This window comes from Streptosporangium lutulentum (assembly GCF_030811455.1).
GTDB lineage: Bacteria > Actinomycetota > Actinomycetes > Streptosporangiales > Streptosporangiaceae > Streptosporangium > Streptosporangium lutulentum.
In genome coordinates, this window is sequence record NZ_JAUSQU010000001.1 from 5,472,209 (window position 1) to 5,494,520 (window position 22,312).

20 protein-coding genes are annotated in these 22,312 nt (G+C 68.8%); 8 read left to right on the plus strand and 12 right to left on the minus strand.

Annotation, left to right across the window (positions count from 1 at the left end; genetic code table 11):
* Window positions 1-16: 16 nt before the first annotated feature.
* A complete protein-coding gene (locus J2853_RS24290) occupies window positions 17-1,075 on the plus strand; it encodes an FG-GAP repeat domain-containing protein (protein WP_307561667.1) in 1,059 nt (352 codons plus the stop codon).
* Window positions 1,076-1,217: 142 nt separating this feature from the next.
* Here J2853_RS24290 and J2853_RS24295 read toward each other — a convergent pair whose 3' ends face one another.
* Both J2853_RS24295 and J2853_RS24300 read right to left on the minus strand, forming a co-directional pair.
* On the minus strand, window positions 1,218-1,760 hold the full coding sequence (locus tag J2853_RS24295; protein ID WP_307561669.1) for a hypothetical protein: 543 nt from the start codon (window positions 1,758-1,760) through the stop codon (window positions 1,218-1,220).
* A gap of 126 nt (window positions 1,761-1,886) precedes the next feature.
* Complete coding sequence (locus J2853_RS24300; protein ID WP_307561671.1) at window positions 1,887-2,531, minus strand: M15 family metallopeptidase; 645 nt, start codon at window positions 2,529-2,531, stop codon at window positions 1,887-1,889.
* A 282-nt stretch (window positions 2,532-2,813) separates the two neighbouring features.
* Here J2853_RS24300 and J2853_RS24305 point away from each other — a divergent pair, with 282 nt between their 5' ends.
* From J2853_RS24305 to J2853_RS24320, 4 genes are all read left to right on the plus strand, one after another.
* Window positions 2,814-4,145 (plus strand): extracellular solute-binding protein, encoded by a 1,332-nt coding sequence (locus J2853_RS24305; protein ID WP_307561673.1) that lies wholly within the window; start codon window positions 2,814-2,816, stop codon window positions 4,143-4,145.
* A gap of 2 nt (window positions 4,146-4,147) precedes the next feature.
* Window positions 4,148-5,161, plus strand: coding sequence for a carbohydrate ABC transporter permease (locus J2853_RS24310; protein WP_307561675.1), 1,014 nt, complete (start codon window positions 4,148-4,150; stop codon window positions 5,159-5,161).
* Window positions 5,158-6,060 carry a carbohydrate ABC transporter permease gene (locus J2853_RS24315; protein ID WP_307561676.1) on the plus strand — a complete coding sequence of 301 codons (903 nt, stop codon included), beginning with the start codon at window positions 5,158-5,160 and terminating at the stop codon, window positions 6,058-6,060. The genes J2853_RS24310 and J2853_RS24315 overlap by 4 nt, the downstream gene beginning before the upstream one ends.
* Window positions 6,061-6,162: 102 nt before the next feature.
* Window positions 6,163-7,617 carry a glycoside hydrolase family 3 protein gene (locus J2853_RS24320; protein WP_307561678.1) on the plus strand — a complete coding sequence of 485 codons (1,455 nt, stop codon included), beginning with the start codon at window positions 6,163-6,165 and terminating at the stop codon, window positions 7,615-7,617.
* A gap of 68 nt (window positions 7,618-7,685) precedes the next feature.
* Here the strand turns inward: J2853_RS24320 and J2853_RS24325 are convergent, their stop codons facing one another.
* The 4 genes from J2853_RS24325 to J2853_RS24340 form a co-directional block, all read right to left on the minus strand.
* Window positions 7,686-9,038 (minus strand): condensation domain-containing protein, encoded by a 1,353-nt coding sequence (locus J2853_RS24325; protein ID WP_307561681.1) that lies wholly within the window; start codon window positions 9,036-9,038, stop codon window positions 7,686-7,688.
* Window positions 9,039-9,626: 588 nt separating this feature from the next.
* Complete coding sequence (locus tag J2853_RS24330) at window positions 9,627-10,091, minus strand: hypothetical protein (protein ID WP_307561684.1); 465 nt, start codon at window positions 10,089-10,091, stop codon at window positions 9,627-9,629.
* A complete protein-coding gene (locus J2853_RS24335; protein ID WP_307561686.1) occupies window positions 10,088-10,681 on the minus strand; it encodes an ArsR/SmtB family transcription factor in 594 nt (197 codons plus the stop codon). Before J2853_RS24335 ends, J2853_RS24330 begins: the two co-directional genes overlap by 4 nt.
* 356 nt (window positions 10,682-11,037) lie before the next feature.
* Window positions 11,038-12,216 (minus strand): ROK family transcriptional regulator, encoded by a 1,179-nt coding sequence (locus J2853_RS24340; RefSeq protein ID WP_307561688.1) that lies wholly within the window; start codon window positions 12,214-12,216, stop codon window positions 11,038-11,040.
* 413 nt (window positions 12,217-12,629) lie between these two features.
* Between J2853_RS24340 and J2853_RS24345 the strand changes: the two genes are divergently transcribed.
* Genes J2853_RS24345 through J2853_RS24355 form a run of 3 tightly spaced genes read left to right on the plus strand, consistent with a single transcriptional unit; the run spans window position 12,630 to window position 15,586 of the window.
* Window positions 12,630-14,294: a condensation domain-containing protein gene (locus J2853_RS24345; protein ID WP_307561690.1), complete on the plus strand. Its 1,665-nt coding sequence runs from the start codon at window positions 12,630-12,632 to the stop codon at window positions 14,292-14,294.
* 31 nt (window positions 14,295-14,325) lie between these two features.
* The gene (locus J2853_RS24350; protein WP_307561692.1) at window positions 14,326-14,775 is read left to right on the plus strand and encodes an RrF2 family transcriptional regulator; all 450 of its coding nucleotides are present in this window, start codon (window positions 14,326-14,328) and stop codon (window positions 14,773-14,775) included.
* Between the two features lie 31 nt (window positions 14,776-14,806).
* Window positions 14,807-15,586 carry a DNA-formamidopyrimidine glycosylase family protein gene (locus tag J2853_RS24355; RefSeq protein WP_307561694.1) on the plus strand — a complete coding sequence of 260 codons (780 nt, stop codon included), beginning with the start codon at window positions 14,807-14,809 and terminating at the stop codon, window positions 15,584-15,586.
* 8 nt (window positions 15,587-15,594) lie between these two features.
* On the opposite strand, the gene J2853_RS24360 is transcribed toward J2853_RS24355, so the two are convergent.
* From J2853_RS24360 to J2853_RS24385, 6 genes are all read right to left on the minus strand, one after another.
* On the minus strand, window positions 15,595-15,957 hold the full coding sequence (locus tag J2853_RS24360; protein ID WP_089210832.1) for a helix-turn-helix domain-containing protein: 363 nt from the start codon (window positions 15,955-15,957) through the stop codon (window positions 15,595-15,597).
* Window positions 15,958-16,164: 207 nt separating this feature from the next.
* Window positions 16,165-16,668, minus strand: coding sequence for a CinA family protein (locus J2853_RS24365; RefSeq protein WP_307561699.1), 504 nt, complete (start codon window positions 16,666-16,668; stop codon window positions 16,165-16,167).
* On the minus strand, window positions 16,665-17,270 hold the full coding sequence (gene pgsA / locus J2853_RS24370) for a CDP-diacylglycerol--glycerol-3-phosphate 3-phosphatidyltransferase (protein WP_307561701.1): 606 nt from the start codon (window positions 17,268-17,270) through the stop codon (window positions 16,665-16,667). The genes J2853_RS24365 and pgsA overlap by 4 nt, the downstream gene beginning before the upstream one ends.
* A gap of 25 nt (window positions 17,271-17,295) precedes the next feature.
* Entirely contained in the window at window positions 17,296-18,705 is a 1,410-nt protein-coding gene (gene rimO, locus J2853_RS24375) for a 30S ribosomal protein S12 methylthiotransferase RimO (protein ID WP_307561703.1), read from the minus strand.
* 80 nt (window positions 18,706-18,785) lie between these two features.
* Entirely contained in the window at window positions 18,786-19,529 is a 744-nt protein-coding gene (locus tag J2853_RS24380) for a helix-turn-helix domain-containing protein (protein WP_307561705.1), read from the minus strand.
* 82 nt (window positions 19,530-19,611) lie between these two features.
* Entirely contained in the window at window positions 19,612-22,152 is a 2,541-nt protein-coding gene (locus J2853_RS24385; protein WP_307561707.1) for a DNA translocase FtsK, read from the minus strand.
* Window positions 22,153-22,312: the final 160 nt, after the last annotated feature.

The following is a 22,312-nucleotide window of genomic DNA, read 5'->3' on the forward strand; positions in this document are numbered from 1 at the left end:
AATCAGGAGACCCCCTATGGCCACTCGCGGAAACCCCTCGCGCGAAACTTTGACACCCGGGCTCGCCGTCGTCACCTCGGCCGGACGCGGATCAGCGGGCTCGCCGGAGGGAAGGCCCGCCAGAACCACCCCCCGAGGCGGCCGGTTCGCCGCTCTCGCCGCGCTCACCGTCATGGCCCTTGCCGCCACGACCGGCGTCGGGCACGCGGCCGACGGATTCGCCCCCAACCAGTCGTGGACGTCGAACCCCTACTACGGCTCACGCGAAACGTCCTTCGCCGACGTCACCGGCGACGGCCGCGCGGACGCCATCGTCGTCAACAACGACAGGGTCATCGTCCGCCGCTCGACCGGCCGCGGATTCGCCCCCAACGAATCCTGGACCTCCAACCCCTACTACGGCTCACGCGGAACCTACTTCGCCGACGTCACCGGCGACGGCCGCGCGGACGCCATCGTCGTCAACAACGACAGGGTCATCGTCCGCCGCTCAACCGGCCGCGGATTCGCCCCCAACGAATCCTGGACCTCCAACCCCTACTACGGCTCACGCGAAACGTCCTTCGCCGACGTCACCGGCGACCGCCGCGCCGACGCCATCGTCGTCAACAACGACAAGGTCACTGTCCGCCGCTCAACCGGCCGCGGATTCGCCCCCAACGAATCCTGGACCTCCAACCCCTACTACGGCTCACGCGGAACCTACTTCGCCGACGTCACCGGCGACCGCCGCGCCGACGCCATCGTCGTCAACAACGACAAGGTCATCGTCCGCCGCTCAACCGGCCGCGGATTCGCCCCCAACGAATCCTGGACCTCCAACCCCTACTACGGCTCACGCGAAACGTCCTTCGCCGACGTCACCGGCGACCGCCGCGCCGACGCCATCGTCGTCAACAACGACAAGGTCACTGTCCGCCGCTCAACCGGCCGCGGATTCGCCCCCAACCAGTCCTGGACCTCCAACCCCTACTACGGCTCACGCGGAACCTACTTCGCCGACGTCACCGGCGACCGCCGCGCCGACGCCATCGTCGTCAACAACGACAAGATCACCGTCCGCCGCTCCAGATAGCTCCTTTGCCAGGCGACTGAACCGGCCGAGGCAGGAACGGATTCGTCCGATCCGCCTCGGCCTGACCCGTTCACACCGGCTCGTCGACGCGATCGAGCGGGCGGCCCAGGCCGGACCCACCCTCGCCCCGGCGGATGGCGCGTCAGAGCCCGAAGACCGCCAGAATGGTGAGGCCGAGGCTCAGCGCCACGAACGGGAGTGTCCTGGGATTCCGGACCGCCTCTCGTCGCGAGGAGATCACCAGCACGGCGCCCACGGCCAGGGCCAACAGCAGGTGCAGGCCGTACCACCAAGGAGTGGGCAGCTTTCCCAGGAAAGTGCGGAAGAACAGGTCGTCGGCGGATCCGTAGCCGGAGAGCACGCCGAGAACGCCCAGGCCCAGCGCCGCGAGTGCGTACCGGAACCGGCCGAGCAGGGCCCAGACGACGGTCCCCAGGACGAGCACAATCGAAGAACTGTGGTGCAGCCGCCGTACGAACGGCCCTCCGCGCACCTCGGAGTCGATCGTCAGGATCGAGTTGTAGGCGGCGCTCATGGGGGTGCCTCGCAGCGGCTCGTAAAAGCCGTTGTAGGCCACGACCTCGTTGCTGGGCGTGTAGAAGAACGTCAGGAAGCCGCCGGTGAGCAGGACGACCACAAAACAGTAGACCAGCACCTCGCCCATGAGCTGCCTCGTCCGCTCCATCCAACGTATTCCACCACAAAGAGGCAGCTCAAGATCTTGATATAGGCCGGCCCTCCCGCGTGACCCGGTCGCCGCGAGACAGCTCGGCAGACTCTGGGGGATCGGCGAAGGCGGTGCCGTAGGGAGTCAGAGGAGGCGGGAGCCGTAGAGGGCGAAGGCGGCTCCGGTGGTCATGGCCCAGTAGCGGTCGCCGTAGGACCAGTGCCACCACTCGGTGCGGTAGTTGACCAGGCCCGCCGACTCCAGGGCGACGCCGAGGAGTTTGCGGTTGTGGCGGGCCTCGGATGACAGTCCTGGGGCGTCGGTGTAGCAGGCGCCGTCGCTCTGCTCGGGGGTGGCGTTGAGCGGCGTGCCCATGTCGAGCTCGGTTCCGTCCTCGGTGCACAGCGTCAGGTCCACCGCCGCGCCCGCGGTGTGCGGGGCCACCTCGACGGGCGAGACGTAGCGGCTGGCCGCCACCCAGATCTCTTCGGGCGACATTTCTGGAAATGTCGTCCGCAACTCCGCCGAGTACCCATCGAAGATCTGCCGCTGTGTCGCCAGCGGCCGGTACCCCTCCACGACCAGCAGCCGGTATCCCGGCGGAAGCTGCGTCTGGGCGTCCTCCAGCCGGAGGAGCACTCCCTCCCGCAGGTGCGCGAAGGCCCCCTCGGAATCGGCCAGCCGATCATCGATTCGCAACCGCCCACGGACATCGGCCAACCGCTCTCCGGACTCCTCCACGGGGATCGAGACGACGCGGGGATCGGAGATCAAAACGATGTCGCGCATGCCGACAATTCTCACATCGTTTCAGAGAGCACCTGTTCCCGGGCTTGCCGGAGCCCGAAACCAAGGTGCTCCGGCAAGGCCGATCTCCCGTCACGATCCGCTAACGATCGTTTCTTTTAAGAAAGTTTCTTGTTAGTTTACAAAGGTCAGCCCGCAGGCAAGTAGTTGAACCGCGGGTTGCGGCAGCTCCGATCGCTCCCAGTGAGCACAGAGGGTCGCGGGGACCCCAGCCGATAACAGATGAGCGCAAAGCCCGGCGAAAGCCTGAAAGGGAGACCCCCAGTGAAGTTCGCGAGAATCGCCACCACGACGGCCACCACCGCCGCCCTCGCCCTGGGCCTCGCCGCCTGTGGCAGCGAGCCCGCGCCGACCACCGAGTCCGCCGCGTCCGCGCCCGCCGCCTCCGGCCCCAAGTTCGCGGGACAGACCTTGACCGTGTGGCGTCTCGGCGCTCCGGACGAGAAGCAGAACGCCCTCATGGGTGACCTGAACGCGAAGTTCAAGGAGATGACCGGCGCCGAGGTCAAGGTCCAGTGGGTGCCGTGGCCGGACGCGCAGGCCAAGTGGACCGCCGCGCTGGCCGGCGGCGAGGGCCCCGACGTCACCGAGTTCGGCAACGACCAGGTGGCCGCCTGGGTCGCGCAGGACGCCCTCACCGACATCACCGACATCGTCAAGGCCAACCCCGACTTCCAGCAGATCCCGCAGAACCTGTGGGGGTACGAGACGGTGGACGGCAAGATCTACGCCGCTCCGTGGGGCGGTGGCACCCGCGCCGTCCTCTACCGCAAGGACTGGTTCAAGGAGCTGAACATCGAGGTTCCCAAGACCTGGGACGACCTCGTCGCGGCCGGCAAGAAGATCGTCGCCGAGAAGGGCAAGGACGTCGACGGCTTCGCCTTCAACGGCGGCTCCGACGCCAACATGTCGCTCTCCCCGTTCGTCTGGTCGGCCGGTGGCGACTTCGCCGCGTTCGAGGGCGGCAAATGGGTCGGCAAGCTGACCGAGCCCGGCTTCAAGGAGGGCTTCCAGTTCTACACCGACCTGGTGGTCAAGGACGGTGTCTCGCGCAAGTCGGCCCTGACCCAGAACTCGGTGGACATCGCGACCCGCTTCGCCAACAGCAAGGTCGGCATGTACGTGACCGGCGGCTGGGACATCACCACCATCAAGGAGCAGAGCGGCGGCAAGGTCGACGACGCGAAGATGGGCTTCTTCTCGCTCCCGGCCAAGGACGGCAGCGGCCCGGCCCCGGCCTTCCAGGGCGGTAACGACATCGCCGTCTGGAAGGACGCCAAGAACGTCGAGCTCGCCGGCGAGTACGTGAAACTGGCCGCCGGCAAGGACTTCGGCACCCGCTACGCCAAGGACGGCGGCCTCCTGCCGCTGTACCCGGAGGCGCTGGCCGAGTACGCCGCCGACCCGGTGCAGGCTCCGTTCGCCGAGACCTTCAAGGTCGCCAAGGGCTTCCCGAACGACACCAACTGGGCCGAGGCCAACGACACCAAGGCCGTCCTGCAGAGCGCGGCCCGCTCCGTCATCGAGGGCAAGAAGGACGTCGACACCGCGCTGGCCGACGCCAACAAGGAACTCGAAGAGATCCTGAACCAGTAATCATGGCCAACACCTCAACCGTCGCCCGGGGCGGGGGCTCGTCCCTCTCCCCGGCGCGGGGGCGAAACACCACCAAGCCTCCGCGCAAGCCGGGCAGAATGCCCGCATGGGTGCTCCCCTACGCGCTGCTCATCCCCGGCCTCCTGGTCATCGCCGGCCTGCTGCTCTACCCGCTGTACCAGATGGTCGTCATGTCCTTCCAGAACGTGGGACTGCGGCAGATCCGGGGCGTGCCGGCCGAGTCCGTCGGCTTCGAGAACTACCAGAAGCTGTTCGAGTCGGAGCTGTTCTGGACGTCGCTCCGCAACACCGTCGTCTTCGCGGCCGTCACCGTGGCACTCACCCTGACGCTCGGCACACTGGTCGGCCTGCTGCTCCACAAGCTCGGCAAGAAGATGTCGACCTTCCTCATCGTCGGCATCATGGCGGCGTGGGCCACCCCCCAGATCGCCACCGCGATCATCTGGCGCTGGCTGTTCGACGCGGAGTCGGGTGTCATCAACTGGGGGCTCAACGCGCTCCCCGACTGGTTCTCCTCGCTGCTGTTCGGCCGCTCCGACTGGACCGGCGAGCCGTGGCTCAACGACGCGTTCACCATCTACGTGGTGCTCATCATCGCGGTGGTCTGGGCGTCGTTCCCGTTCATCGCGGTCTCGGTGCTCGCCGGGCTGAAGAGCATCTCCCAGGAGCTGTACGAGGCGGCCAGGGTGGACGGCGCCTCCGCGTGGCGCATCTTCTGGCGGATCACCTTCCCGCTGCTGAAGCCGGTCTTCGCGGTGCTGGTCGTGCTCTCCATCATCTGGGACTTCAAGGTCTTCACCCAGCTCTTCGTGCTGGCGGGCGGAACGTCCAACCGTGAGGCCTTCAACCTGTCGCTGTTCGCCTACACCCAGGCCTTCAGCGCTCCGCCCAAGATGGGCATGGGCGCGGCCATCGCGGTGGTGCTGACGCTGATCCTGCTCGTCATCACCTTCTTCTACGTCCGCCAGATCGTGAAGACGGAGGACGTGCGATGACCACTTTCGAGACGCCCGGACGGCCCAGCAGGCACGTCAAGGCGAACAGGAAACTCAAGCAGCGCAAGCGGCTCGGCAAGTTCGGCCTCAACACCGCGGCCGTCGTGGTGTTCGTGTTCGCCGTGTTCCCCGTCTACTGGATGGTGTCCACGGCGTTCAAGAGCAGTGAGCAGATCTTCACGACGGACTTCATCCCGTTCCCGACCGACCCGACTCTCGACCACGTCAAGCGGGTCTTCACCGAGGGCGTCGCGGGCCACTCCATCTGGCGCTACATGCTCAACAGCGCCATCGTGGCCGTCGGCACGGTGCTCATCGGCGCGGTCTTCTCCCTGCTCGCGGCGACCGCCGTGGCCCGCTTCCGTTTCCGCGGGCGCACCTCGTTCCTGGTCCTGCTCCTCATCGTGCAGATGGTGCCGGGCGAGGCCCTGCTCATTCCGCTCTTCATGATGGTCAGGCGGGCGGGCCTGTACGACCACCTCTTCGGGCTCATCGTGGTGAACATCGCGATGACGCTGCCGTTCGCCATCTGGATGCTCCGCACCTTCGTCGCGGCGGTGCCCAAGGAACTGGAGGAGGCGGCCTGGATCGACGGCGCGAGCCGGTTCGCCACCTTCTGGAAGGTCCTGTTCCCGCTGGTGGCGCCCGGTCTCGTCGCGACGAGCATCTTCTCGTTCATCACCGCCTGGAACGAGTTCGTGTTCGCGCTGACCCTGATCGGCGACCAGGCCAGCTACACCATGCCCGTGGCGCTGCGCTACTTCGTCAGCCAGCGGTCGGTGGACTGGGGCGGCATCATGGCCGCCTCCACCCTGATGACCATCCCGGTGATCATCTTTTTCCTTCTGGTGCAGCGGCGAATGGTCTCGGGTCTCGTCGCGGGTGCCGTCAAGGGCTGACCCCTCCAAAGCCGGTACGGCTCGCACCCACAAGGCGCGGGCCGTACCAGCCCTGTCCACATTCGACACCCCCCTATCTCAGGTAAGGAAATACGTAACGCCATGTCTGAGTTCATCGCGGGACACAGCGATCAGGGGCTGCGTCGACTCGCGGCCGGCGCGTTGCTTGTCGCGTTCCAAGGCACCACCGCCCCCGAGTGGGTCCTGCGAGGTCTGGAGAACGGTCTCGGCGGCGTCACCCTCTTCGGCTTCAACGTCGCCGACGCCACCCAGCTCTCCGCCCTCACCGCCCGCCTGCGCGAGGCCGGCGACCCGGTCATCTCGCTCGACGAGGAGGGCGGCGACGTCACCCGGCTCGCCTACCACGTGGGCAGCCCCTATCCCGGCAACGCCGCCCTCGGCGCCGTCGACGACGTCGAGCTGACCCGGCGCGTCTACCGGTCCATCGGCGACGATCTGGCCCGCTGCGGCGTCAACCTGGACATGGCCCCCTCGGCCGACGTGAACACCGCCGACGACAACCCGGTGATCGGAACCCGCTCGTTCGGGTCCGACGCCGCCCTGGTCGCCCGGCACACCGTCGCCGCCGTCCACGGCCTGCAGTCGGCGGGCGTGGCCGCCTGCGTCAAGCACTTCCCCGGCCACGGCGCCACCCGGCAGGACTCCCACCTGGAGATCCCGCTCGTCGACGCCTCCCTGGAACTACTGCGGGAGCGCGAGCTCGTCCCCTTCCGCGCGGCGATCGCGGCCGGGACCAGATCGATCATGACCGCGCACGTACGGGTTCCCGCCGTCACCGGCACGACCCCCGCCACGCTCTCCCCCGCCGCCCTGACCGGCCTGCTCCGCGGCGAGCTGGGCTACGACGGCGTGGTCATCTCCGACGCCCTGGACATGAAGGCGGTCACCGACACCTACGGCCTGGCCGGCGGCGCGGTGCTCTCCCTGGCCGCCGGCACCGACCTGCTCTGCCTGGGCCCGCTGCCGACCGAGGACGACGTCCGCGGGATCATCTCCGAGATCGTCGCCGCGGTGCTGGACGGGCGCCTGCCCCTGGCCCGCCTGGAGGCCGTGGCCGAGCGGGTGGCCGGCCTGCGCGCCTGGTTCGGAACGCCCCACGCGGGTGAGGCGGAGGAGAACGTGATCGGCCTGGCCGCCGCCCGTCGCGCGATCAGCCTCACCGGGTCGGCGTCCCCCCTGGTCGATCCGCTGGTGGTCGAGGTCGACACCCCGCCGACCATCGCGGTCGGCACCGTGCCGTGGGGCTTCACGCCCCTGCTGCCGCAGGCGGAGGTCGTCCGGGTCAAGCCGGAGGACGCCGACGTGCCGGGCCTCCTGGAGCGCGCCGCCGGCCGCTCGCTGATCCTCGTGGTCAAGGACGCCCATCGCTACCAGGCCAGCCGGTCGGTGGTGTCCGCGCTGCTGTCGGCCCGCCCCGACGCCACCGTGGTCGAGATGGGCCTGCCGATCTGGCGTCCCGAGGGCGTCACCTACCTCGCCACGTACGGCGCCGCCCGCGCCAACGCCCAGGCCGCCGCCGAACTGCTCGGCGTCTGAGTTCAGGCGACATGCCGGTACGGCTCGCGCCCGGGGGGATCCCGGGCGCGAGCCGTACCGGCAGGGGATCAGAACGCGTTCGCGGTCATGGGTCGGAGGATCTCCCGCCAGACCTCGCGCGTCCGCGTCACCGCGGGACTCACCGCCGCCTCGGTGACCGGAGGCGGCGGATCGGCCGCCGCTGATTCCTCGTCCGGTTCGGAATGGGCCGATGTGCCCGCCGTACCGGGCCCCTCATCCGATGCGGAATCGCCCGGTGCGGGATCGGCCGGTGTGAGGTCGGCCGATACGGGATCGGCCGGTGTGAGGTCGGCCGGTGCGGAATGGGCCGGTGCGGGAATCTCCGCGATCTTCGCGCGGGGCTCGGCCGCGACGGCCCGCAGAAGCGCGCGCAGGTGCTTCGCGATCTGGGACACGTCGTCGTGGTCGATCGCGGCGGGGTTGAAGCGGAGGCCGAGGGTGAGGCTCAGGTCCGCGTCCACGGCCTGGACGTGCAGCGCGCCACGGGCCACCCCGTTGAAGACCGTCCATTCCACCCCGGCCCCGACACCGTGGAAGCGCGGGGTGACCGCCCTTCTGCGGTAGCTGAACAGGACCGGGCGGCGGGTCCTCTCCGGCGGCAGGTGCCGGAACCGGTACAGGGAACGGAGCTCGGCCTGGACCGTGCGCAGGTAGGCGGGCAGGTCCTCATCCAGGCCGGGGTGCGGGACGAACGGCACCTGCGCGACGAACGACCCGATGTGGTCCCGCGTCTCGCCGGTCCGGGTGCCGAGGTCGAGGGCGAGCGGCGAGCCGGTGGTGCCGTAGCGGCGCAGCAGCACGCCCAGGGCGGCCAGGAGCAGTTCGAACCGGGTCGCGCCGAGCACCGTGGCCGCGGCGGCGAAGCCCTCGAACTCCGCCTGACCGAGCACCATCTCAACGATCTCCCCGGGACCGGCGCCGTGCGGGTTCGCCCGCAGGCCGGGCAGGACCAGCTCGGCGGGCAGCCCGGCGCGCTCCCTCCAGAACGCCTCGGCCTCCGGGGAGCCGTCAGCCGTGCCGTACGGCGCGGGCAGCGCGGGCAGCGCGGTGCGCGAGAAGTAGGCGTCGGCCAGGTCGCGGACCAGGATGTCCTTGGAGCTCTCGTCGAACACCCGGCCGTGCGCCGCGAAGATCAGCCGGCGGCGGTCCTGTCCCACCGTGACCAGCGTGAACCGGGCGAGCGGACCGCGATCCAGGTCGAACGGGCGAGCGGCCTCCGCCGCCGCGATCTCGGGGTAGCGCTTGGGAGAGGCCTCCATGCGGGTCACCCGGACCCGGCCGAGCACCGGGTGCCGGGCGACGACGGCGGCGCACGCGCCCAGCAGCGCCGGAACGTCGACGGCGCCGTTCAGGTGGAGCGCCAGCGGGATCCCCCGCAGATCGAAAGAGGCGTGCGACATGCTGTCCGTCTCCCTCGTGGATAGCTCCTCTTCGGCAGACGACGGGGGCATGAGCCGTCCCGAACAGGAATCATTAGGAAAGTTTCCTGTCTATTTATGCAATCGAATGCTACACACGCGCTACGCCCGAGACAAGCAACCCACGCCAAACCGACCCTGAGACATTGATGGCCACTCACAGAGGCCGTCCCACCCATTGAGCCGGTCCAGATTCCCATCGCTTCAGCGGATGAGCCGGCGACCGGTCACGCGGTCGCCGTCCTGGCTTCCGAAACGGAACCGACCCCCAGCCGAGGCTGCCGAGATGCTGGGCCCGTGTCGCCCATTTGTCGCCCGCCTTCTCGACCCCGGCGACATTCCGTCGACTTGTCTACCCGGAGGTCGCCACCGAGTGGTGCGCCTCGCCGATATCTTGACGTTCCAGGCGGCTCGCGACCGGCACCTTGACCTGGGCGGTCCGGTCACCCTGGCCGCCTGCTGACGTCGGCCCTCATCCGCACCCGGCCGGCAGCCGTGGATCGAGGATGAGACGATCGAAAAGCTCTTCCCGATATCGAGATGCCTGTGGGCAGATGGTCCTTGCCAGACTCAGTACGGGCTCATCTGATCCAGCACCTTGGTCGCGAGCGCCAGGAACTCCTCGGCTTTCACCATGTCGTGGGCAACGTCGTCGGGGGTGATCTCCGGAGTGTCGGCCCGGGGGTATTCGGCGCCGTTGCGTCGGCGGCGCATGCGGTCGAACGAGCGGAGCGACTGCCCGAGCGGTGGATCCAACTGGGCTGTGACGGCGTCCAGTACGGCCAGATGCCCACCCCTGCTGGTGGCCCGCAGTCCCTGGTTCTCCAGGATGGAGGCAAGCGCTTTTCTGGAGGCGTCGTAGAGAAGCTGATATGCCCCTGTCGGATCTGTTTCGGCGCCCGTGCGGGCGAGTTCGACGTGACGCCCGGCTTGGGTGATCAGGGTGTCGGCGTGTTCCCGGCTCGGTGGCACCCGTTCCAGCTGGCCCGAAGCCAGCATCGCGTCGATCCGGTCGCGTCCTTGCATCCATCTCATGTGGCGATCCGCCTCCGAATCAGGGGGTATAGGGGCTTGCTCCGCAAGGACGTCACGAACGGGTTGTCCGTGTCATCGGTCCACGATGCCGACGAGATCCGGCTGATGTTCACCTCGCGGCCGAGGATCCGCTCCGCACTCCGTGCCGCGTCGTAAAGTTTGTCGTCGTCCGCGGAGCCCACGATGAGAACGTCGACGTCACGGGGCACCGGGCCCGCCTGGTTGACGTGTCTCGCAGCCCAGGAGCCGTAGATGTATGCCTCGTCGATGCCGGAGATCGACTGGAGAAGGGGCGGCAGGATGGCCGCTGGACCGTAGGTCACCGCGAGCAGGTCGGTCAGTGGCTTCGCGACGATCGTGTCCATGTCCGCACGTATGAGGCGCAGGTTTCCGTGTCGTCTCTCGATGATCAGCCCAGCGTCTGCAAGCCGATCCATCTCGCGGCTCACCGTCGACTGCGATGTGCCCACGCGTGCGGCAAGATCGGTTGTCGAGTATTCATCTTCCGGATGGAGGTACAGCCAGGCCAGTAATTCGCCGACGGCATCGGATCGAAGTAACGGCAGCAGCAAAGGAGGGGATGCCCTCATAGATGCATAGTATCATGCATGAATAGCAAGTCAATCACTTAAAGTAATCACTTGACGCCAAGCAGTTCCGGGGAGTGTGGCGCGCCAACTTCCCTGAACCGTTTCGTGCGGTGGACGCGCTGCAGCCGCGCGACGGACAAGGCCCGGTCGACAGCCGGGCGAAGCCCCCGCGCCACGATGGCCTGCGTCGGCTCTCAGGCTGGAACCGTCCCGGTATCACGAGAGGCTTCCCACGGTCGCCGGGTGAGCCGCGCGATCCGTGAGGCGGGGACATCTCCAGTTCGTGGGGGGCGAAGCCCCGGCGCCGGAACGCCGAGATGGGCCGCCACGCTCGAGGAACCCGTTCCGGCGGGTTCTCAGGACGCGAAGATCTCCTCGCGGGCCTGGTCCAGAGCCGCGAGAACGGCGCCGCGCAGCACCGGGTTCCCGGCCACCGCGGTGGGCACCACCTGCGGGCGGATCGGGCACATGCGGGCCACCGCCTCCTCGACCCTGGTGGTGAGCGCGCTTCCGCCCGCCTGACTGACCTCTCCGGCGAGCACCACGAGCCCGGGGTCGAGCACGACGCACACCGACGCCACGCCCAGCGCCAGCCGTTCGGCGATCTCGTTCAGCAGGGGCTCGCCTCGCTCCCCCGCCTTGACCGCGGCCGCCACGCACTCGGCCGCGCTGTTGCCCGCGAAGCCGTGCGTCTTGGCGAGTTCGGCCACCGCCTCGGCGCTGACCAGGGACGCCAGGCCGCCGGCGAGCGAGGGCAGCCTTCCGGGCACGACCCGCACATCCTCCGCCAGCGGCACGCCGGGCACCGGCAGGTAGCCGATCTCACCCGCGCTGCCCGACCGGCCGCGGTACAGCCGGCCGCCGAGCACGACACCGAGGCCGATGCCGCGGCCCACCCACAGCAACACGAAGTCGTCGGCCTCGCGGGCGGCGCCCAGGGCGCGCTCGGCGAGGGCGACGAGGTTCACGTCGTTCTCGATCCTGACGTCGCGGCGCAGGTCGCGGGCGAGCCGCTCATGGATGCCCTCTTGCCATCCCCGCAGGTCGAAGGAGAACCGCACGTCCCCGGTCCGGGGATCGACCACGCCCGGGGTGCCGATCACGACCGCCCGCAGTTTGGAGAGCGCCACCTTGGCCGACCGGCACGCCTTGACGACCGCGCTGTGCACGAGGGCGACCGGGTCGTCATGCCCGTTCGGCGCGACCTTCACCTCGGCCACGATCTCCCCGTGGATATCGGCGATGGCGGTGGTGACGAATTCCGGGCCGACGTCCAGTCCCGCCACATAGGCTGAGGAGGAAATAATCCCATAAAGCGCCGCATTGGGCCCTCGACCACCGGCCTGCTCTCCCGCCACCTCGACCAGACCGCGCCCCTCCAGCCGGGCGAGCGTCTGTGACGCGGTCACCTTGGAAAGGCCCGTGAGCTCCCCGATCTGGCCTCTCGTCAGCGGTCCCGAGGCGAGCAGAAGCTCCAGGGCGGCCCGGTCGTTGATCTCCCTCAAAAGCCTGGGCACGCCAGGACGTCGCTCCATACGCATGCTCTCTTGTCGCCGTTTCCCCGTCGTAATTATATTCAATCAAAAATGGCGGTTCTATTCATTAATAAAGCTTCCTGATAGTTTAGCCCTGCGGAGGCCTCGCGGGGGGCCACGGGGGTGCCCCCCGCCGTGCCGCGACCCACGTTCCGCCCCGCCTCGCGGCCCCGGATCCGCCCCGCGAGCCCCTCGGCGCTCCGGCTTCCCACCACCTCGCCTCCCGGACTCTCCCGGCACCGCGACCCTTTTCACCTGGGGTTTCCACCGCGTGGTCCCGCCGTCCGCCGTCATCCGCCTTGTGCCCGGAAAGCAAGGCTTGCGACTCTCACCCATCGCGTGGAACACTCCCGAAAACGGTAAAGGTTCTTTTTAGTAAGACCCTTGCCGCGCGTGGCGAGGCAGGTCTGGACATGGATACCGTCATCACGATCGCAGCCGAATACACGGGACAGCCGACCCGGTACGGACCCGTCACGATGGGTCAGGCCAACATGGCCCGTTGCGTGCTCCGCGACCCGCCCCTCCACATGAACTTCCGCGTCACCAAGCGCCTTCCGGCGGGAACGACCCTCGACGCTCTCACCAGGGCGGTCGGGCTGCTGCTCTCCCGGCACGAGGGACTCCGGGCCACCATCCACTCCGGCACCCAGCGGGTGATCGGCTCCGGCGCGCTCGCCGTCGAGGTGCACGACGCCGAGCCCGGCGGCGAACCCGGCCTCGACGGCCTCGCGGAGGAGGTCGGCCTGCGGATGCAGGGCACCCGGTTCGACGTGGAGGCGGAGCTTCCCATCAGGGTCGCCGTGATCACCGAACGGAACGTGCCGCGCCTGGCGGTCTTCGTGTTCCCCCACACCTCGGTGGACGCGATCGGCCTGGCCACCGTCATGCGCGAGTGGGAGCGTCTGGTCCGGGGCGGCACCATCCCCCCGCCGTACCCGACCCAGCCCCTCGAACTGGCCGAGGCCGAGGGAGGCCCGCTCGGCCTGCGCCGCACCGCGGCGGCCCTGCGACACTGGGAGACCCGGCTTCGGCGGGCACCGCAGTCCATGTTCGCGATCGACGAGGTGCCCGACACCGACGCGATCCGTCCCCGGCTCCGGGTCCGCTCCGCGGTGGCGGGCGGGGCACTGGCCGCCGTCGCGAGCCGTACCGGCGCCAGCCGCTCGGCCGTGGTCCTCGCCGCGCTGGGCGTCCTGGTCGGCCTGCGCAACGTCCAGCGGACCTGTGTGATCGCCTCGCTGGCGAGCAACCGGGTCCGTCCCGAGCTGCGCGGCTACGTCGGGCCGCTGGCCCAGGACGCGCTGATGGCCGCCGACCTCGACGTCTCCACCTTCGACGAGGCGATCCGCCGCTTCCGTACCGCCTCCCTCAGCGGTTACCAGCACAGCCGGTTCGACTCCACCGAGCTCTGGAAGGTCATCGAGGCCGTCAACGCCGAGCGGGGAGTGAACTTCGCACGCGACTGTGTCTTCAACGACATGAGCGGGGTCACCGCCTCGGCACGCGAGCCCGCGCCGTCCGCCGAGATCGAGTGCGACTGGCTGCCCGCCGCCTCGCTTCCCGCGCACCTCGCGCTCTGGGCCGACCGACTGGAGGACGAGGAGGTGGATCTGACGTTCTGGATCGATCCCCGGGTGATGACCCGCGCGGAGGCGGAGACCTTCGGGACGGGGCTCGTCAGGCTGCTGATCAGGGCCGAGGACCGGATGATCCCCATGCGGGACGTCCTGTCGGTCTCCGGGATCGCCCCCGTCGAGTACGGCCCCCGCTGGATCCACAGCGACTCCTGCTGGGTGAACCTCGACGCGGTCGAACGGCTGGTCGGTGAGGCCGTCCGCGGACGGCCTCACCGGGTGACCCACGACGCCGACGGGCGTCTGACCTGCCATGTCACCTCCGGAACCCCGGAGAAGATCCACGCCGACTGCCTCGCCCTGCTCCAGGGCCGCACCTCCGCGATGGCGCCGCATCACTACGTCGTCCACGAAGCCGCGCCCGGCGACACCTGGCTGCGTGCTCCCGTGATCACCGAGGGCGACGGACGGGATTTCAGTTCGCGCGGGCCTCGCGCATAAGGAATCAATAGCAGGCGGGATAATCGGTTACATGCGCCTATCCGCTCGTGTCGACTATGCCCTACGTGCCGCCGCCGAACTCGCCGCCGCGGGTGACGGACCTACCACCGTGGGTGAGCTGGCCAAAGAGCAGGACATGCCCCCTAAATATCTGGAAAACATTTTGCTCCAGATGCGCCGGGCCGGGCTGGTCCGGGGACAGCGTGGCCCCGAGGGTGGTTACGTGCTGGCCCGCCCGCCCGCCGAGATCAGCCTCGCGGATGTGATCCGCGCGGTGGACGGCCCGCTGGCCAATGTGCGGGGCGAGCGTCCCGAGCATGTCGGCTACCGGGGCCCCGCCGAATCCCTCCAGCAGGTCTGGATCGCGCTGCGCGCCAGCGAGAGGGCGATCCTGGAGGAGGTCACGCTCGAGAACGTGGCCACCGGAGCCCTCCCGGCCCGGGTCCGGCAGCTGTCCGACGATCCCGCCGCCTGGGACTAGACCGTGCCGCCCCTGCCGCCCGGCGGGTTCCGTGCCCGAGGGTGACGTCGTCCACCGCGCCGCCGGGCGGCTCGGCCGGGCACTCGACGGGCGGGTCCTGACCCGCTCCGATTTTCGCGTGCCCCGTCACGCCACGGCCGACCTCACCGGACGGACCGTGCTGGAGACCGTCCCTCGCGGCAAGCACCTGCTCACCCGCGTCGAGGGCGGTCTGACCGTTCACACCCATCTGCGGATGGAGGGAAGCTGGCAGATCTCGGCCGCCGGCCACCGGTTGCCTCCGGGCGACGTGATCCGCCTGGTGCTCGCCAACGCCGAGTGGCAGGCGGCGGGAGTACGGCTCGGCATGGTCGATCTGATCCCGGCACGTGAGGAGTCCCGATTCGTCGGGCATCTCGGACCTGACCTGCTGGGGACGGACTGGGATGAGGCGGAGGCCGTGCGACGGCTGGCTCGAAGGCCCGAGGTGAGCATCGGGGAGGCGCTACTGGACCAGCGCAACCTGGCGGGAATCGGCACCATCTATCGGGCGGAGACGCTGTTTCTCGCGGGAATCTCGCCGTGGCGGCCCGTAGGCATGATCGAAGACCTGGGAGCGGTCGTGACGCTGGCGCATCGCCTGATGAACGCCAACAAAGGCCGTCCGAGCAGGGTGACGACCGGCGACCCCCGTCCGGGACGGGGCACCTGGGTCTACGGCAGGGCCGGAAGGCCTTGCCTGCGCTGCGGGCGTCGAATCAGTCGTGGGGAGATGGGCGCACAGCCGCAGGAACGGCTGATCGTCTGGTGTGGCCACTGCCAGCCGGAATGACCGGCCGACTAGGCGGCGACCATGTCGTTGACCTCGGGAAAGACGGAGTCCGGGATGGCGCCTGGGGGCACGGTTTCCGGAATCGGAAGACGCTCTCGCTCGGGGACATCGTTTGCCAGCACCGGAGCGTGCTGGAGCTCGGCCAACGCGAACTGATCGGAAACCTCGCGAAGCACCTGTGAAAGCGGCACGCCCAAGGCACCGCAGATCGACGCGAGCAGCTCCGAGGAGGCCTCCTTCTGGCCACGCTCCACTTCGGACAGATATCCGAGAGAAACACGGGCCAATGTGGAAACCTCACGCAAGGTGCGACTCTGGCGCACCCTAAGCCGCCGCAGCACGTCACCGAGCAGCTGACGCAGCAGGACCATCTGTCGCTCCCTCCCCGGCGCGGATGCCTTGACAACACTCCGCGCGACCGGTTCGTGCCGCCCGTTCTTTGAACGCGACCCTTGGTACATACTCCTCGCCGTCATCATCGCTTGACCTTTACATCACTCACAGTTCCACCGTACCCGTAACCACTGACACCACGGCAGACCATGGCGGGCATGTTCGCTGGGGACGTAACGCGGTAATCACCCGGAATGTTCCCTCACGCTCGCCTCCAGCAGGCCTTCGAGCAGGTCCACGGCCTCGTTCACCGTCCATTCGCGAATCTCCTCCCGCGTCCCGGCGAGGTGCAGATCTCGGTGCCATACCCGCCCGTCCGGGCCGCTAACGGCAAGGTGAACGGTGCCCACCGGTTTGCCGTCCTGGGGATCCGGCCCGGCCACCCCGGTGACCGCCAGGCCGTACGTGGAGCCCGTGAGCCCGCGGACGCCGTCGGCCATGGCCGCGGCGACCTGTGGATGCACGGCCCCCTCGCGCTCCAGCAGGCCCGTGGGGACCTCCAGGAGGCGGTGCTTGAGCTCGGTGGCGTAGGAGATGACCCCGCCCACGAAGGCCGCCGAGGCCCCCGGAGGGGCTGTGAGCGCCGCGCCGATCAGGCCGGCGGTCAACGACTCGGCCACCGACACCGTCTCACCCCTGCGGACGAGGAGCGAGAGCACGTTGGTGGCGCTGCGCAGGCGATGGTTCATCGGGCCCGCGCCCGCTTCGCCACCTGCCGCAGCTTGATCGCGCGTATCACGTAGTCGAGCCCGGTGCCCACCGTCACGACGGCCGCCGCGCCCATGACGATCCAGCGGATCAGATCCGGCACTCCCAGCCAGATGTAGGAGACGATCGCGGCGATCTGCAGGACGGTCTTCACCTTGCCGCCGTAACTGGCGGGGATGACCCCGTGCCTGATGACCGCGAACCGCAGCACGGTCACGCCCATCTCCCTGCCGAGGATCACGACGGTCATCCACCAGGGCAGTTCGTCCAGGATCGAGAGGCTGATCAGCGCCGCACCGATGAGGGCCTTGTCCGCGAGCGGATCGGCGATCTTCCCGAAGTCGGTGATCAGGCCGTAGCGGCGGGCCAGCTCACCGTCGAGCAGGTCGGTGAGCGAGGCGACCAGGAAGACCGCCAGGGCCGCGACCCGCCAGCCGGATCCCGGCAGGAAAAGGCAGACCACGAAGAACGGAACCATCGCCAGTCGTATCACCGTCACGACATTGGCGATGTTCCAGGCGCTCACCTTGGGGGCCATGGATGCCGCGGTCGAATCGGTGCCCGTCTCTGGCGTGTTGGTCATACGCCCTCCCGGCCCGGTGGCGCGCTCATGTGGCCGCCTTGATCCGTGCGATCAGGTCGACCCCTTCGGAGTCGACCACGACGGCCCGGACGATCTGCCCTGGGACCAGCCCGATGCCCTGGACCGTTACAGAACCGTCGACCTCGGGCCCCTGGTGGGCCGCACGGCCTTCGTAGCCGCCGTCTCCGAGGTCTTCCTCGATCAGGACGTCCACCTCCGTGCCGATCCGTTCCTCGGCCCGCTGGGCCATGAACTCCTCGGCCAGCTCGGTGAGGGCGGCCACACGGGCGTCGATGGTCTCCTGGTCCAGTTTCCCGGGGAGCGACGCCGCCTCGGTGCCGTCCTCGTCGGAGTAGCCGAAGATGCCGATCACGTCGAGCCTGGCCTCCTGGAGGAAGTCGACCAGCTCTCCGAACTCCTCCTCGGTCTCGCCGGGGAAGCCCACGATGAAGTTGGAGCGCACGCCCGCCTCGGGGGCGATCGCGCGGACCGACTCCAGGAGGTCGAGGAAGCGCCTGGGATCGCCGAACCGGCGCATCCGGCGCAGCACCGAACCGCTGGCGTGCTGGAAGGAGAGGTCGAAGTAGGCGGCCACGCCCTCGGTCGAGGCGATCATCTCCAGCAGCCCGGGGCGGAGCTCGGCGGGCTGCAGGTAGCTGATGCGCACCCGCTCGATGCCCTCGGTCGCGGCGAGGGAGGGCAGCAGCTTCTCCAGCGCCCGCAGGTCACCGAGGTCCTTGCCGTAGGAGGTGGAGTTCTCGCTGACCAGCACGAGCTCCTTGACGCCCTGCTCGCCCAGCCACGCGGCCTCTCCGAGGAGCTCGGAGGGGTCGCGCGAGACGTAGGCGCCGCGGAAGGCCGGGATGGCGCAGAACGTGCAGCGCCGGTCGCAGCCGGAGGCCAGCTTCAGCGAGGCCACCGGGCCGTCGCCCAGGCGCTTGCGCAGCGGCCGGGGGCCGCTGGCCGGCGCCATCCCCTCGGGCAGCTCGCCGTGGCCGGGGATGTTGGTCTTCGGAGCGGAGGCGCGCTCGACCGGGGAGATGGGCAGCAGGGTCCTGCGGTCACGAGGGCTGTGCGGGACGAGTGGCGCGCCCGCCAGCACGTCGTCGAGACGCCTGCCGATCTGGGTGTAGTCGTCGAAGGAGATGACAGCCGCGGCCTCGGGCAGCGCGTCGGCGAGCTGATCGCCGTAACGCTCGGCCATGCAGCCCGCGGCGACCACCTTGGCCCCGGAGTCGGCCGCGGCGAGCAGCGTGTCGATGGAGTCCTTTTTCGCTGAGTCGATGAAGCCGCAGGTGTTGACGACGATGACATCGGGGTCGTCGTCGCCCACCTGCCAGCCGGCAGCCTCAAGACGCGCGGCGAGCTCCTCGGAGTCGACTTCGTTGCGCGCGCAGCCCAGTGTGATCAGCGATGCGGTTCGGCGGGATGACATGGTGAACACTACGGTATCGGGAGTTGGCCACTACCCGATGCACCTCCCCCATTCCAAGCCCGTTGCAACCGCGCGAACGGCTAGGGCGTCCGAGGTTCGGAGAGCCCGTAGGAACGGTTGAGAACCTCTCCCGCCTTGCCCGGAGCTCCGAGGTTCTTGCCGTTCACCTGCAGCAGGACGGCTCCCCCGTCGCCGAAGGTGACCTTCAGCTTCTTCTTCGCCTTCCAGGTGGAAGTTCTTCCCGCCTTGAGGTTGCCCGAGAAGAGCACGCGGTCGCCTCCGTCCTTCACGTCGAGCCAGGACGTACGCTCCGCCTTGACCCGGACGACGACCAGCTCGCCCCGCTTGCCGGTGGTCAGCGACGCGGCCCGGCGCGGGTCGGACGTCTTGGACGTCGGCCCCGTCGACGCCGGAGCGGGGAAGAGGTCCGCCGTGGGCGCGCTGTTCCCGCCCATCGTCTTCACCACGCCGAAGACCGCGAGGATCATCAGTGCGACCGCCATGGCCATCGTCCAGTTGGGCGAGCGGCGCTCGCGGATCTTGATCGGTGTGTCGGCCTGGAACACGGCGGCCGCCCGCACCGGCGCCGGCACGCCCCCGTGCTGATCGTCGTATCGGTGGATCAGGGCCTCGTAGTCGAGCCCGAGGACCTTGGCGATGTTGCGGAGGTGTCCTCGCGTGTAGAAGTCGCCCCCGCAGAGGGAGAAATCCTCCCTTTCCATCGCATGGATCAGCGCCTCACGAACGCGCGTGCGCTCGCTCAACTGCCCGACGGTCAGTCCCATCGCCCGGCGGGCCTCCGCCAGATCGTTGCCAATACCCATAGCGCACGCCCTTCAGCCCCCGACGCTGCGTAGTGGGTCCCATTCAATCAGTAACCAATCGGAAGCCGTACGGTGGGGTCGGTCATTGTCCACGGAGATCGGCGAGGAGTCCCGGAAGCTCGTCGGGCTTGACCATAACCTCGCGTGCCTTCGACCCCTCGCTTGGTCCGACCACGCTTCTGCTCTCCAGCAGGTCCATCAGGCGGCCCGCCTTGGCGAAGCCCACCCGCAGCTTCCGCTGGAGCATCGAGGTCGACCCGAACTGGGTGGTCACGATCAGCTCGGCCGCCTGGATCAGCAGGTCGAGGTCGTCGCCGATGTCGTCGTCGACCTCCTTCTTCACCGAGGCCGCGGCCGTGACGTCCTGACGGTACTCGGCCTGCATCTGGGTCTTGCAGTGCGCGACGATCTCGCCGATCTCCTTCTCGGAGACGAAGGCGTTCTGCAGGCGCATGGGTTTGCTCGCGCCCATCGGCAGGAAGAGCGAGTCGCCCTGGCCGACCAGCTTCTCCGCGCCCGGCTGGTCCAGGATGACCCGGCTGTCGGCGAGGCTGGAGGTGGCGAACGCCAGGCGGGACGGCACGTTGGCCTTGATCAGACCGGTGACCACGTCCACCGAGGGACGCTGGGTGGCGATCACCAGGTGGATGCCCGCGGCGCGGGCGAGCTGGGTGATGCGGACGATGGAGTCCTCGACGTCTCGCGGGGCGACCATCATCAGGTCGGCGAGCTCGTCGACGATCACCAGCAGGTAGGGATACGGCGTGTAGACCCGCTCGCTGCCCGGCGGCGGCACGAGCTTGCCCGCGCGCACGGCCTTGTTGAAGTCGTCGACGTGCCTGAAGCCGCTGGCGGCCAGGTCGTCGTAGCGGCGGTCCATCTCGCCCACCACCCACTCCAGGGCCTCGGCGGCCTTCTTGGGGTTGGTGATGATCGGGGTGATGAGGTGCGGGATGCCCTCGTAGACGCTCAGTTCGACCCGCTTGGGGTCGACCAGGACCATCCGGACCTCGTCCGGGGTGGCGCGCATCAGGATCGAGGTGATCAGGCCGTTGACGCAGACCGACTTGCCCGCGCCGGTGGCGCCCGCGATGAGCAGGTGGGGCATCTTGGCCAGGTTGGCCACTATCGTGCGGCCTTCGACGTCTTTGCCGAGACCCACGATCATCGGGTGGTGGTCGGCCTGGGCGACCGGGGAGCGCAGGATGTCGCCCAGCGAGACGAGGTCCTTGTCGGTGTTCGGGATCTCGACGCCGATCGCCGACTTGCCGGGAATCGGGCTCAGGATCCGGACATCCGCAGACTTGACCGTGTAGGCGATGTTCTTGGTGAGCGCGGTGACCTTCTCGACCTTGACCGCGGGGCCGAGCTCGATCTCGTAGCGCGTCACCGTCGGGCCCCGGGTGAAGCCGATCACCTGGGCGTCGATGGCGAACTGCTCCATCACGCTGGTCAGCGCGTTGACGACCACGGTGTTGGCCTTGGTCTGCGGCTTGGGCGTGCTGCCGGAGCGCAGGAGCTGCGACTCCGGCAGGGTGTACGGCCCCGCCTGCGGGGACAGCACGAGCTGCTCGACCTTGCGCGGCGCCGGGGTCGGCTCGGGCGGCTCCGCCCTGCGGACCGGCGTCTCCTCCTCGTCCTCCTCGGCCAGGCCGGGCACGATCTCCGGGGAGTGCCCGGCGAGCTTGCCGGGCGGCTCGGTGATGACGGGCGTGTCGTACGGCTTGACGCTGTCGCCGAGGTTGGGCCCCTCGCCCGCCGGCTTCTTGCGCGAGGACCGCTTCTTGGGGGTGCGGGGAGTGGCCGGGGCCTCCCGGTTGAAGAGCATGTGCTTGATCTCGGCCAGCCGCTCGGGGACCCGGTGCACCGGGGTGGCGGTGATCACCAGGACGCCGAAGCCGGACAGGATCAGCAGCAGCGGGATGGTGACGAAGACGGGCAGGATGCTGGCCGGGGGCGCCGAGACGATGAAGCCGATCATGCCGCCGGCGGCCGACACCTTGTCCATGCCGTCGGAACCGCCCCCCGAGGGGTACGGCGTGCCCTGCGCGACGTGCACGACGCCGAGCACTCCGACGGTGAGGGCGGACCACCCGATGATCATCCGACCGGTGTCGGCGTTCTGGTCCGGGTGGCGCAGCAGCCGCCAGGCCAGCAGGACGAGCAGAATCGGGATGAGCCAGGTCAGCGACCCGAAAACGCCGTGCATGACGCTGTTGACCACGCCGGAGACCGTGCCCGCGTTCGTCCGCCAGGTCATGGCGGCCAGCACGATCGCCCCGGCGAACACCGTCAGGCCGAGCCCGTCCCTGCGATGCACGGGGTCGAGCTCGCGCGCGTTCTGACCCAGGGCGCGTGCCGCGCCGCCGATGCCCCCGGCGAGCAGCATCCAGATCCCCATGAACAGCTTGCCGATCACGGTGAGCACCCAGGTGATCGGATCGTGCTGCGGCGAGGGGGGCCTGCGCGCCGAGGACGTGGTCTTCGGCCGGGCCGTGGTCTTCGCCCTGGTCGTGGAGACGCGTTTGGCGGGAGCCGTACGGGCCGAGGAAGACCCGGACCGGCCAGAGGACCCCTTGCCGGGGGGCTTTCCAGAGGCGCCTTTAGACGTACGGGTGGCCATGGTAGGGAGGCTAGCGAGGCGAATGGGGTATCGGGCGGAGACTCGCCGGGAGCGGCGCGAAGCATGCTCGAACGGACATTGCATACCGACTACCACCACGTGACCACTCAGGTTTTCCGTTGACAACTATCCAAATCTCATGAAATGTTTTGTTTACACA

Excerpts from the sequence above, each read along its gene's own strand:
- J2853_RS24310 (WP_307561675.1), top strand. The coding sequence starts at position 4,148 with ATGGCCAACACCTCAACCGTCGCCCGGGGCGGGGGCTCGTCCCTCTCC.
- J2853_RS24340 (WP_307561688.1), bottom strand. The coding sequence starts at position 12,216 with ATGGAGCGACGTCCTGGCGTGCCCAGGCTTTTGAGGGAGATCAACGAC.
- J2853_RS24360 (WP_089210832.1), bottom strand. The coding sequence starts at position 15,957 with ATGGTCCTGCTGCGTCAGCTGCTCGGTGACGTGCTGCGGCGGCTTAGG.
- J2853_RS24380 (WP_307561705.1), bottom strand. The coding sequence starts at position 19,529 with ATGGGTATTGGCAACGATCTGGCGGAGGCCCGCCGGGCGATGGGACTG.
- J2853_RS24385 (WP_307561707.1), bottom strand. The coding sequence starts at position 22,152 with ATGGCCACCCGTACGTCTAAAGGCGCCTCTGGAAAGCCCCCCGGCAAG.
- pgsA (WP_307561701.1), bottom strand. The coding sequence starts at position 17,270 with ATGACCAACACGCCAGAGACGGGCACCGATTCGACCGCGGCATCCATG.
- J2853_RS24335 (WP_307561686.1), bottom strand. The coding sequence starts at position 10,681 with ATGAGGGCATCCCCTCCTTTGCTGCTGCCGTTACTTCGATCCGATGCC.
- J2853_RS24315 (WP_307561676.1), top strand. The coding sequence starts at position 5,158 with ATGACCACTTTCGAGACGCCCGGACGGCCCAGCAGGCACGTCAAGGCG.
- J2853_RS24320 (WP_307561678.1), top strand. The coding sequence starts at position 6,163 with ATGTCTGAGTTCATCGCGGGACACAGCGATCAGGGGCTGCGTCGACTC.
- J2853_RS24365 (WP_307561699.1), bottom strand. The coding sequence starts at position 16,668 with ATGAACCATCGCCTGCGCAGCGCCACCAACGTGCTCTCGCTCCTCGTC.
- J2853_RS24325 (WP_307561681.1), bottom strand. The coding sequence starts at position 9,038 with ATGTCGCACGCCTCTTTCGATCTGCGGGGGATCCCGCTGGCGCTCCAC.
- rimO (WP_307561703.1), bottom strand. The coding sequence starts at position 18,705 with ATGTCATCCCGCCGAACCGCATCGCTGATCACACTGGGCTGCGCGCGC.
- J2853_RS24350 (WP_307561692.1), top strand. The coding sequence starts at position 14,326 with ATGCGCCTATCCGCTCGTGTCGACTATGCCCTACGTGCCGCCGCCGAA.
- J2853_RS24290 (WP_307561667.1), top strand. The coding sequence starts at position 17 with ATGGCCACTCGCGGAAACCCCTCGCGCGAAACTTTGACACCCGGGCTC.
- J2853_RS24330 (WP_307561684.1), bottom strand. The coding sequence starts at position 10,091 with ATGAGATGGATGCAAGGACGCGACCGGATCGACGCGATGCTGGCTTCG.
- J2853_RS24295 (WP_307561669.1), bottom strand. The coding sequence starts at position 1,760 with ATGGAGCGGACGAGGCAGCTCATGGGCGAGGTGCTGGTCTACTGTTTT.
- J2853_RS24345 (WP_307561690.1), top strand. The coding sequence starts at position 12,630 with ATGGATACCGTCATCACGATCGCAGCCGAATACACGGGACAGCCGACC.
- J2853_RS24300 (WP_307561671.1), bottom strand. The coding sequence starts at position 2,531 with ATGCGCGACATCGTTTTGATCTCCGATCCCCGCGTCGTCTCGATCCCC.